The organism is Butyrivibrio sp. NATIVEDY162, assembly GCF_045999815.1.
Taxonomy (GTDB): domain Bacteria; phylum Bacillota; class Clostridia; order Lachnospirales; family Lachnospiraceae; genus Butyrivibrio.
Genome location: NZ_CP172573.1, coordinates 1,806,534 through 1,818,732, shown reverse-complemented (window position 1 = coordinate 1,818,732; position 12,199 = coordinate 1,806,534). Strand labels below are relative to the sequence as shown.

At 41.2% G+C, this 12,199-nt stretch carries 9 protein-coding genes; 8 read left to right on the top strand and 1 reads right to left on the bottom strand.

Features of this window, described 5'->3' with window-relative positions:
• Positions 1-89: 89 nt before the first annotated feature.
• A complete protein-coding gene (locus ACHCNF_RS07415; protein ID WP_408072151.1) occupies positions 90-1,475 on the top strand; it encodes a uracil-xanthine permease family protein in 1,386 nt (461 codons plus the stop codon).
• 97 nt (positions 1,476-1,572) lie between these two features.
• Positions 1,573-3,048 carry a polyphosphate:AMP phosphotransferase gene (gene pap, locus ACHCNF_RS07410; protein ID WP_408072150.1) on the top strand — a complete coding sequence of 492 codons (1,476 nt, stop codon included), beginning with the start codon at positions 1,573-1,575 and terminating at the stop codon, positions 3,046-3,048.
• 16 nt (positions 3,049-3,064) lie between these two features.
• Here pap and ACHCNF_RS07405 read toward each other — a convergent pair whose 3' ends face one another.
• Positions 3,065-4,312, bottom strand: coding sequence for an AraC family transcriptional regulator (locus ACHCNF_RS07405; protein WP_408072149.1), 1,248 nt, complete (start codon positions 4,310-4,312; stop codon positions 3,065-3,067).
• Positions 4,313-4,636: 324 nt separating this feature from the next.
• On the opposite strand from ACHCNF_RS07405, the gene ACHCNF_RS07400 reads away from it, so the two are divergent.
• The 6 genes from ACHCNF_RS07400 to ACHCNF_RS07375 all read left to right on the top strand — a co-directional run bounded on the left by ACHCNF_RS07400 (position 4,637) and on the right by ACHCNF_RS07375 (position 12,148).
• A complete protein-coding gene (locus tag ACHCNF_RS07400) occupies positions 4,637-6,595 on the top strand; it encodes an ABC transporter substrate-binding protein (RefSeq protein WP_408072148.1) in 1,959 nt (652 codons plus the stop codon).
• 118 nt (positions 6,596-6,713) lie between these two features.
• Positions 6,714-7,718: an ABC transporter permease gene (locus ACHCNF_RS07395; protein WP_408072147.1), complete on the top strand. Its 1,005-nt coding sequence runs from the start codon at positions 6,714-6,716 to the stop codon at positions 7,716-7,718.
• A gap of 14 nt (positions 7,719-7,732) precedes the next feature.
• Positions 7,733-8,977 carry an ABC transporter permease gene (locus tag ACHCNF_RS07390; protein WP_408072146.1) on the top strand — a complete coding sequence of 415 codons (1,245 nt, stop codon included), beginning with the start codon at positions 7,733-7,735 and terminating at the stop codon, positions 8,975-8,977.
• Between the two features lie 74 nt (positions 8,978-9,051).
• Complete coding sequence (locus tag ACHCNF_RS07385; RefSeq protein WP_408072145.1) at positions 9,052-10,095, top strand: ABC transporter ATP-binding protein; 1,044 nt, start codon at positions 9,052-9,054, stop codon at positions 10,093-10,095.
• Positions 10,052-10,918, top strand: coding sequence for an ABC transporter ATP-binding protein (locus ACHCNF_RS07380; protein ID WP_408072144.1), 867 nt, complete (start codon positions 10,052-10,054; stop codon positions 10,916-10,918). The genes ACHCNF_RS07385 and ACHCNF_RS07380 overlap by 44 nt, the downstream gene beginning before the upstream one ends.
• Positions 10,919-11,161: 243 nt before the next feature.
• The gene (locus ACHCNF_RS07375; RefSeq protein WP_408072143.1) at positions 11,162-12,148 is read left to right on the top strand and encodes a diaminopimelate dehydrogenase; all 987 of its coding nucleotides are present in this window, start codon (positions 11,162-11,164) and stop codon (positions 12,146-12,148) included.
• Positions 12,149-12,199: the final 51 nt, after the last annotated feature.

Sequence of the window (12,199 nt, the reverse complement as noted above, 5' to 3'; positions counted from 1 at the left end):
AATTGCATGCTATAATTGGTAGGGCTTCCGGTTAACCCCGGAAGCCTTTTTTTTTAAGTAATATTAATTAAATAACGGAGGAGTTGAAAATGGGAGAAAAAGGAAAAGCTATTTATGATGCGTCGACCCTGGGAAAGAAACGAATGATGATTCTGGGACTGCAGCATATGTTTGCAATGTTTGGTGCCACGATCCTGGTTCCGATATTGGTCAATGGCTATTTTCACGGAGAGGGACTTTCGGTTCAGGTAACATTGTTTTTTGCGGGAGTTGGTACATTGCTGTTCCACTTGTTTGCTAAGTTCAAGGTTCCTGCATTTTTAGGTTCTTCATTTGCTTTTCTTGGAGGTTTTGCTACTGTAGCAGAGCTTAATACAGGGAAGTTTGCTGATATGACTTATGGAGAAAAGCTTCCTTATGCATGTGGCGGTATTGTTGTGGCAGGTCTCCTGTATCTTGTTCTTTCATTATTTATAAAGCTTGTGGGTGTTAAGAAGGTTATGCACTTCCTTCCACCGGTTGTTACAGGACCTATAATTATCTGCATAGGATTGTCACTTGCTCCTTCTGCAGTAAACAATGCAGCGGTTAATCCGGCACTGGCTATAATAGCACTTGCTATAGTAATCGCTTTCAATATCTGGGGAAAGGGAATGTGGAAAATCATTCCTATTCTTATGGGTGTTGTAATATCTTATTTAGTTGCACTTGTTATGCACCTTGTTGGAATGACCAATGTTGATGGAAGTGCAATTCTGGATTTTGCTCCCATTGCTTCTGCAAGCTGGGTCGGACTTCCGCCTTTTGTAATTGCCAAGTTCGATATTTCAGCAATACTTGTTATGGCTCCAATAGCACTTGCTACCATGATGGAGCACGTTGGAGACATTTCCGCTATATCAGCTACTACAGGCAATAATTTCCTTGAGGATCCCGGTCTTCACAGAACACTCTGGGGTGACGGACTTGCTACAGCACTTGCAGGCATGTTTGGAGGTCCTGCAAATACAACTTACGGAGAGAACACCGGAGTTCTGGAACTCTCAAAGGTTTATGATCCCAAGGTTGTAAGGCTTGCAGCTGTATATGCAATACTTATTAGTTTCATTCCTAAGATTACAGATGTTATCGGGACAATGCCTACAGCAATCATCGGCGGTATAAGCTTTGTACTTTACGGAATGATATCAGCTATTGGTATCCGTAATGTTGTAGAGAATAAAGTGGACTTTACCAAGTCAAGAAATCTTATTGTAGCAGCTGTTATTTTAGTAACAGGCCTTGGCTTTTCCGGCGGACTTACTTTTGAAATAGCAGGAACATCCATTACTCTTACTTCACTTGCACTTGCTGCAATCTTCGGTATAGCACTTAATGCTATCCTTCCCGGTAATGATTACAACTTTGGTGAGAATCACAAGGGTGATATCAACAGAGGAGTTAGCTTCAACAACATAGAGAAGGAAGTTGGCTAAAACGTAATATTAAACTTTTCTAAACTGGATTTAGAGAGCACCGTGTGTGGTATTATTACCATATACGGTGTTTTTGTTTGTTTTTCAAGGAGGTTCTATGCTTAGAGATTTCGTAGCAACTGATATTCCCGAAGAGGAAGAGTTAAAAGCAAAGCTTAAAGAAGAACGTGCAAGACTTAATGCATTTCAGATGAAAATAAAAGAGGCAGGACTTCCGGTAATGGTACTTTTTGAAGGATGGAACGCAGCCGGCAAGGGGGCCGTTATTGGAAAAGTGATAAAGAACATAGATCCCAGATTTTTCAGAGTGGCAACTCTTGACAGGGAGCCCAGTGAGGAAGAGAAAAGATATCCTTTCCTGTACAGATATATAAAAGAAATTCCGGAAGCAGGCAAATTCAGGTTCTTTGATACCTGCTGGATGGAAGAGATTGTAGACGGTGTTTTGCAGGGGAAAATGGATGATGATACCTACGCATCGAGAATTCATTCTATTAATATGATAGAAAGACAGCTCTGTGATAACGGCTACCTTGTAGTGAAATTTTTCATGAATATATCTCAAAAAGAGCAGAAGAAGAGAATGGATGGGCTGCTTGAGAACAAAAACACAAAATGGCGCGTGACAGATGCTGATATTAAACAGAACAAACATTATGATGATATTCAGGAGGTATATGATAAGTATTTAAATGATACCAATCAGTCCAGAGCACCCTGGTATATTATTGATGCCGCCGACAGGAAATATGCAGAGCTTCAGGTGCTTCAATTCCTTAATCAGGGCATTGATATAGCGCTTAAGAACCATTCTCTGAACGTGCCTATTCTGCAGAATACCTTCCCTATGGAAAAGGTTCAGAAGCTATCCGACATACCGCTTAACGACAAATTCCTAACAGACGAGGAGTATCGCCTTGAACTCAAGAAGCTTCAGAAGGAGCTAAAGGAGCTCGGGCACAAGGCATATCGAAAAAAAGTGCCTGTTATTATAGCATATGAAGGATGGGATGCAGCAGGTAAGGGTGGAAACATAAAAAGAATAACAGCTGCTCTTGATCCTAGAGACTATGTTGTGGAACCCATTGCAAGCCCGGAGCCACATGAGAAAGCAAGGCATTATTTGTGGAGATTCTGGACAAGACTTCCCAAGACCGGACATATGACCATATTTGACAGGACATGGTACGGCAGAGTAATGGTAGAGAGACTTGAGGGGTTCTGTTCTGAAAATGACTGGCAGAGAGCATACAACGAGATAAATGAATTTGAAAAAGAGCTTCATGACTGGGGTGCTGTCATAATAAAGTTCTGGGTACAGATTGATAAGGATACACAGCTTGCAAGATTTACCGACAGACAAAATACAGCTGAGAAGCAGTGGAAGATAACGGATGAGGACTGGAGGAACCGTGAAAAGTGGGACCTCTACGAAGTTGCAATAGATGAAATGATCGCTAAGACAAGTACCACCTTTGCTCCATGGCATATATTGGAATCAGTTGATAAGAAATATGCACGTATCAAAGCCCTCAGAATCGTTATTGATGAGATTAAAAAGGCATTGAAATAAAACAGAATTTAAGAGGTTAATTACTGAGCGCGGCTTTTTGCTGCGCTCTTTCTCTGAATTCCTTTGGAGTTAAATCTGTCTTTTTCTTAAATATGCAATTAAAGTAGCTCTGCGAGCTGAAATTGAGGAGAGTACTGATCTCCAGATAAGATAGCTCGGTATTGGTGAGCAGATGCTTCGCTTCGTTCACCCTGAGATCCTGCATGAAATCCGTAATAGAAGAGCCTGTTTCCTTGTTGAAGAGGGCAGACAGGTATTTTGCGGATATATGCAGCTCTTTTGCAAGCTCGTCAAGACTGATCTTATCGGGCAATCGCTCGATTATGCGCTGAATACACTTATTGGTCATGGGTGAATACGAATCGTTGGTGTATTTACCAAGATCATGAGAATTTCTGGCAAATTCAATAGCGCATTTTTCAACAATACGGGAAATGTTATCATAGCTTTTTGCATCAATAAGCTTAGTGGAATATTTTTTGAACCTGCTGTAGCAAGAAATGCTGTCATTTCCGCTATCGTGGGATGCAATTCTTGCAAGCGTCAACAGCTCGGCAGCCCTTACCTTGCAGCTCTGCACGGATGCCTTGTTGGGGAACAGAATCTCCATAGCCTGAGCATCGTTAAAAAGTGAATAAAGCTGATAGGTATTGCCGTTTGTAATGTAGACCTGAAAAAGATCTTCCAATCTGCAAAGTTCACTAAAATCTTCATTGCATGAATCATCTAATGATAATGTGTCAGAAAATGAATCATTATCTGAAGAATATTTATCTATAACGGAAGAAAAACTGTCTGCATCGAAAACAGGAGGAGTTATGTCCATTACTTCTTTAAGGAAGTTTGAGACCTCAAGCTTAAAATCTTCCGTACTCATAACGGGTAGAGAATGGGAAAGCACACGTTTTTGTTCCGCAAACAGATTGCCTGAAAAACCAAGCTCCGGCCAGACTGACTCTGAAGGATTAACAGTAAGCACGGGACCCATTACCATTGTGTAGGTGCTATGTTTTCCTGCACTATATGAAAATTCAAAGTACATGACATATGGATTACTCAGATTAAGATGATAACCTTCTATAGAATGTGCAAGCACAAAATTACGTGCCAGTGGGCGCACGCATTCGAAAAGGTTCAATATGGCAGCGGTAGAAAAGTTGGTATAAGCCATCTCCAGATTCTGATCAAAGAACCAGATCGGCACCTTTTTTTCCTGATAATAGCTCTCCAGTTTCCACTTAACCAAAGAAGTATTTGCCTGCATAAAGTATTTTCCCTGTCCCCTCAAAACTACAACTACACTCCTAAAAACATTGATTATGGTAATAAAATTATCAAGGTAAATTCTACATTAAAATGTAAGAAAACACAAATAATTTGAGCAACATTTAGCAGTTAGGCAAGTTTTGCTTGTTGATTATTACTTAAATAAGCTAGTTAAATTTTGATTTAATGTAAAAGTTGAACAAAAACGGAAATTTTTTTATGGATATGGATTTTTTGATATAAAGGATTATGAACAAAATATTAAAATTTCATTATCAAATTATGAGCAACAGCTCACAAAAAAACGAAAGGGAGGTAAGTTATGAAGAAAAACTTACAGAAGGTTATGTCACTTCTGTGCGTTTCTGCAATGTCACTTTCCATGATAGCTGGATGTGGCGGCGGAAATAATGGTGGCACAACTACAACTGAGACCCCTGCAGCTACAGAGGAAGCTTCTACAGAAGCACCCGCAGCAGAGGAGACAACAGAGGAAGCAACCGAAGAAGCTACAGAAACAACTGAGGAAGCTACAGAAGAAGCAGGTGATGAGACTGCAGAAGCTACAGAAACTACAGCTGATGGCGACTCAACACCCAGAAATGAGACTCTTTATGAGGCCGGTCAGCAGTGGGGAACAATAAATGACTGGAACCCGATGTCAGCTAACTCAAACAACGGACTTGCTCTTTCAGCTAATGACGTTGCACGTGAACTTGTTTATGAGACACTTTTCATGTTCAACCCTCTTGATGGTAAGCTCTATCCTCTTCTTGGATCTGAGTACAACTGGAATGATGATCAGACAGAACTTACAATCAAGCTTAATCCCGATGCTAAATGGAGTGATGGTTCAGCATTCACAGCAGAGGACGTAGCTTATACATATGCTACACATGTTAAGTATCAGTCTTCACAGGGTTCTGACTTCTCAACATATATCGATGCTGTAGAAGCTTCAGACGACACAACTGTTGTTGTTAAGGCTAAGGTTGCTGACGGCAAAGCAGTTAACCCTCTTAAGGTTACATCAATCCTTAACACAATGTATATGATGCAGAAAGCTTATCTGCAGACTGTAGAAGAGAGAAACGGTGAAGATGCTGATAAGGTTAAACAGGACACAATGGAAGATTTAGTACATACAGGTCCTTATGCTCCTTACATCTCAAATGATCAGAAGGCTGTTCTTCAGAGAGATGATAATTATTGGGGACAGGCTGCTTCTATGTGGGGCAAGCTTCCCGTTCCGAAGTACATCGCTCACACAATTTATAAGGACAACGCAGCAGGACAGGTTGCACTTTCACAGGGTGAAGTTGATGTATGTCAGCAGTTCATCACAGATGTTCAGAATATGTGGTTAGAGGATGATCTTCCGATCTCCACATGGCTTGATGAAGCTCCTTATGGACAGTGCGAAGCTATTCCTTCAATGTTCTTCAACGTAGAGAGAGAAGGTCTTGATCAGAAGGAAGTTCGTCGTGCGATCGCTATGGCAGTTGACTATGAGCAGATCATTGCTTCAGCTATGTCAGGTCAGTCACCTACATTTGACGAATATCCGAGATCAGTTGTTGGTCCTACAGATGGTGAGAGAAAGTACGTTGACTTTGACGCTATTGCAGATCTTCAGTGGAAGAACGCAGACGTTGACGGCGCTAATAAGCTTCTTGACGATGCAGGCATCGTTGATGGCGATGGCGATGGAATCCGTGAGTACAACGGCAAGAATCTTTCCTTCAAGGCTGAGTGTCCTACAGGATGGTCAGACTGGAACGCATCAATGGAAATCGTTGCAGCAGCAGGCGAGAAGATTGGTATTGATATCCAGACATACTTCCCTGAAGCTTCTTCATTCTATGATGATATGACAACCTGCAACTTCGATATCTGCATGTGGTCAGCACCCGGTGCCGGTGTTATGAACCCTTACTCAAAGGGAATGTTCTACTTCTCAGAAGAGTATGCAAAGCTTGCATCTAACTGGAGTGGTAACTTTGGTCACTACATGAATGACGATGCTGAAGCTATCCTTGAGGCTATTCCTACAGAGACAGACGAAGCTAAGCTTAAAGAGTACTACACAGAGCTTTCAAGAATACTCCTTGAAGAGTGTCCTGCAGTTGCTCTTATGTATCGTCCTCAGTTGTTCTACGCTGTAAACGAGTCTGTATGGACAAACTTCCCTGCAGCTGATGATGGAAGAAATATTCCTCCGACAGACTGCACAGATGGTTATGGTATTGCAGCTCTTTACGATCTTGAACTCGTTGAGTAATACATAAACTAAATACTAGATTTAGGTAAACTGAGGCTGCCGTTAGTGGCAAAAACGCTTTCGGCAGCCTTTTTATACGAAAAAATGGCGTATGAAATGCAGAAGGGAGGTCTCTTAATTGAAAGGTTATAAAAAATATTATGGTAAGAAATTGTTCTGGTATTTTCTTACACTTGTTTTTGCCGTAATTCTTAATTTCATTCTCCCGCGCCTGATGCCCGGAAATCCTGTTTCCGCTATAGCATCTAAGGCAGTAAGCGGTATGACGGATTCAACGGCTATCCAGAAAGTATTAAATGATTATGCTAATAAGTTCGGTATTAACGAACCTATGTACAAACAGTTCTTTATGTGGCTTGGAAATGCATTAAAAGGTGACTTCGGAGTTTCCTTCAGTCAGTATCCAAGACCTGTTTCCGATATTATAGCCAGTGCTGTATGGTGGACAATATGCCTTCAGCTTCCCGCTATTATCGTAGGTTGGGTTCTTGGTAACGTACTCGGAGCGATTGCTGCTTATATCAAAGGTGCATTTGATAAGGTAATCCTTCCTATCTTCTTATTTATTGGTAATATTCCTGCATTTGGAATGGCAACAGTACTCCTTTATCTGTTTGCAATAAAACTTAAGATAGCTCCTTCATCAGGCGGCTATGGATATGATCTTATTCCAAATATGAGCTGGACATTTATAAAGTCGATCATCGCGCATTATCAGCTTCCTTTCTGGTCAATCGTACTTATAACGATTGGTGGTCAGGCAATCGGTATGCGATCAATGTCAATATATGAATTAAATGCAGACTATGTTAAGTATTCAAGATTCCTTGGTATCAAGGACAAGAAGATTGTAGGCTATGTATTCAGAAATGCAATGCTTCCTCAGATAACAGGTCTTGCACTTTCACTTGGAACTATGATGGGTGGCGCTCTTGTTGCAGAGATGATTTTCTCATATCCCGGACTTGGCATGACACTTCTTTCAGCAGTAAACGGCCAGGATTATCCGCTGCTTTCAGCATGTACCCTCATCATCACAATAATGGTACTTATAGCTAACCTTGTGGTTGAACTCCTTTATGGTGTTATCGATCCTCGAGTTAAGGCTAACCAGATGGACTAAGGAGGGAATGAAAAATGAAAAATACAATAAAGCAAATTTTCCATTCCGGAAAGTTCCTGTTTGGTTTTGTAATCTTTATGTTTATACTCCTCACAGTAATTATCTATCCTATATTTGTAACAGCTGATCCGCTTCAGATGATAGGACAGGGTAACTTCTTCAAACCGGGTACTTACGTATCGGTTGAGGAGTCAGCGCTTGAAAAATCTTACAATCTGCAGATTCCCAAGCAGTTTTCAAAGCTTGAAATGGTTCTCGATATTGAGACCAGAGCAAGTATTCAGGACTTTTTGATAAAGCAGGCAGGTGTTGCAGAATCTGAGATTGATGTAACTGATGCAGAAGGTCTTGTAGCACTTTGGAAAGCAAATTATGATCCCAATACCAAGTATAAGGGACTTACAACAGCTAAGAGAAAAGCACTTAAGAGACTTGACGGACAGATCACAGCAGCCATGAAGGACTCAGGTGTCATCGTAGCTGAAAAGGATGAGGAAGGTAATCTTAAGCAGAGCAAGGTTATCAAAGATTCTGATTACGTAAATATCAATGATGTAACTACAAAGACATTCCTTCTCGGAACAGATAACTTTGGACGTGACGTACTTACAGAGCTGGTTGCAGCTACAAAGTCTTCATTAAAGATTGGTCTTCTTGCAGGACTTATTGCTACAGCAATAGGACTTTTACTCGGACTTCTCGCAGGATATATGGGCGGACTTGCTGATAACATCATTATTTTCATCACAAACCTGTTTACAGTAATTCCTTCATTTGTAATCCTTATCCTTATATCCTACTCAGTAGGTGATAAGGCAAGAGGTATCATGATGGTTGGTATTATCATCGGACTTACTTCATGGCCCTGGACCACAAGATCTGTAAGATCTCAGGTTATTTCACTTAGAAACAGAGACCATGTAAACCTCTCAAAACTGTCAGGACACAGCATGTTCAGGATCATCTTTACAGATATTCTTCCTTACATTGCTTCCTACGTTGTTATGGCTATGATCCTTCAGATTTCATCAGGAATCCTTGCAGAGGCACAGCTTTCAATGATAGGACTTGGACCTGCAACAACAAAGACAGCTACCCTGGGACTTATGATGCAGTGGGCTATGCAGTATTCAGCACACCTTAACGGTTCTTGGTGGGCATACTTCCCGGTAGTAATTCTTATAGCACTGATTTCATTCTCTCTAAACCTTATGAATACAGGAATGGATCAGGTATTCAACCCGCAGCTTCGTGACTGATGCTAAAACGTAACTATGGAAAAGTGGTCATTTTTCATAAATGATCCGAAGAAAAGAAAAGGAAAAGGTTAAGTATGGGAAAAGTAATGCTTGAGGTAAGAAACCTCAAAACAAAATATATAACCAGATTCCATGAGGACGTGTATGCGGTTGATGGTGTTTCTCTTAAGGTAGAAGAAGGAAAATCACTGGGTATTGCCGGAGAATCCGGATGCGGTAAATCAACACTTGCACTTTCACTGATGGGATACTATTTCGCTCCGCTGCACTATATTAGTGGAGATATCATTGTAGACGGTCAGGTAATTTCTGATATGAAGCCCGACGATGTGCGCAGAAAAATCCTTGGTAACGAGATTGCGTATATTCCTCAGGCAGCCATGAACGCACTGAATCCTACACAGAAGATCATTCGTTTTGTAGAGGATGTTATCCATGCACATGGAATTAAGATGACGAAAAAAGAGATTTACGATATGGCAAGAGAGCGTTTTGCAGAGCTCGGTCTTCCTGAAGACGTACTTGAAAAGCATGCAGTTGAGCTCTCAGGTGGTATGAAACAGCGTACTGTTATAGCTATATCCACAATTCTTTCACCTAAAGTACTTATTGCGGATGAACCTTCATCAGCTCTTGATGTTACATCACAGAAGATGGTTATCAGAATGATGAGACAGCTTATGGAAAAGGGCTACATCAAGTCCATGATTTTCATAACACATGAGCTTCCGCTTCTTTACAACGTAACTGATGACATCGCAGTTATGTATGCAGGCCAGTTCGTAGAGCTTGGTACTGCAAAGGAAATGGTATTTGATCCGATCCATCCTTATGCTAAGGGTCTTATGGGATCTATCATTGTTCCTGAGGAAGGTATGAAAGCACACAACCTTACAGCACTTCCCGGAACACCTCCGAACCTCAAAAATCCGCCTAAGGGCTGCAGATTTGCACCCAGATGTAAATACGCTGTTCCTACATGCACGGCAATGGCACCTGATGCAAAGGAATTTGAGAATGGCAGATGTTATCGCTGCCTGATGTCAGTAAGAAAACTTAGGGAGGTATATGCTAATGGCAACGAATCAAAACCAGAGCCCGAAACAGAATTTGACTGATGCTAATAAGCCGGCACCAAAGCCTTGCCTCTCAGGAAGAGGATTAACAAAGGTATTTGGCCTTGGTAAAACTCAAAAAGTAGCAGTAGATCATGTGGATTTTGACTTCAATGAAGGCGAGATCGTTTCTATAGTTGGTGAGTCAGGAAGCGGAAAGACAACACTTTCAAAGATGCTCCTTGGACTTATCAGCACAACAGAAGGAACAATTGATTATCAGGGTAGTCCCCGTGATATAAGCACAAATGCGAAGAAGAAAGAATACTGGAAAAACATCCAGCCTATCTTCCAGGATCCTTTTTCATCCTACAATATCTTCTATAAAATTGATGCGGTACTTGATGACTGCCTAAACATGAGAGGTTTTAAGAACCTTCCTGAAGAGCAGAAGATACAGATGAAGACAGAGGCCTGCAGCTTCGTTAACCTTAAGTATGCTGAGCTTACCAATAAGTATCCCTTCGAGCTTTCAGGTGGACAGATGCAGAGACTTATGATCGCAAGAATCTTCCTCTTAAAGCCCAAGATCCTTATGGCAGATGAGCCCACATCAATGATTGATGCATGCTCAAGAGCAACAATCCTTGATATGCTTTTAAAGCTTCGTGATGAGATCAATATGACAATTATTTTCATCACCCACGACATCGGACTTGCTTATTACATCTCCGATAAGGTTTATATCATGGAACATGGAAAATTCGTAGAGTCAGGTTCTGCAGAGGACGTTATTATCAACCCTCAGGCTGACTATACCAAGAGACTCATAAGCGACGTTCCCAAGATTTATGAGAAGTGGGATCTGGATACAGTAGTACAGTAAGAACCGACTGAAGAATTGCATATTTTTAATCCTACCTTAAATGATTAGTGTTTATGCTGATACCCCGTCACATCTGTGGCGGGGTATTGCTGTTAACAAGGAAGCTTGAACAATGGCTACAAGTTAACGCGGTAAATCGTTAAAATATTAGTGTAGATTTTTTCATATTAAATAGCGTATAATTCGCAATAGAAAGTTTCGCATAACGGAAGCAGAATTCCGCTATAGATTAAAGGAGGAAAAATGAGCACTAGAATCGGTATTATCGGATACGGAAATTTGGGAAAAGGAGTAGAGCTTGCAGTGCAGGAAGCACCTGACATGGAGCTTGTAGCAGTTTTTACCAGAAGAGATCCTTCATCCCTTACAATTAAGACACAGGGTATTCCTGTAGTTTCAGTAAATGATGTAGAAGAGTGGAAGGACAAGATAGACGTAATGATCCTCTGCGGTGGAAGTGCTACAGATCTTCCTGTTCAGACACCTCAGTATGCTAAGCTCTTCAACGTTGTAGACAGTTTTGATACACACGCACGAATCCCGGAACACTTTGCAAATGTTGATGAGGCTGCTAAGGCAGCAGGAAAAGTTGCTGTAATTTCATGTGGATGGGATCCCGGAATGTTCTCTCTTGCAAGAGTATATTCCAATGCAATCCTTCCTGACGGAAATGACTACACATTCTGGGGGAAGGGCGTATCACAGGGACACTCTGATGCCATCAGAAGAATTGAAGGCGTTAAGAATGCTAAGCAGTACACAATTCCTGTTGAGAGCGCACTTGAAGCTGTCAGAAGCGGCAAGAATCCTGAGCTTACAACACGCGATAAGCACACAAGAGAATGCTTCGTTGTTCTTGAGGATGGCGCAGATGCTGCAAAGGTAGAAAAGGAAATCAAGGAGATGCCTAACTACTTCGCTGATTATGACACAACAGTACACTTCATCAGTGAAGAAGAGCTTCTTAAGAACCACAGCGGAATGGCTCATGGCGGTTTCGTATTCAGAACAGGTAAGACAGGCGCTGACAAGGAACACAATCATGTAATTGAGTACAGCTTAAAACTTGATTCTAATCCGGAATTTACGACAAGCGTACTTGTTGCAGTAGCAAGAGCAGCAGCTCGTATGAATGGTGAAGGTCAGACAGGCTGCAAGACAATACTTGATATTCCTCCGGCATATCTTTCTGATAAGAGCGGAGAAGACCTTAGAGCGCATCTGTTATAAGCTATCAGGATTGCCATTTTTGTTGCAATAAAACAACCATAAGTTTACTAT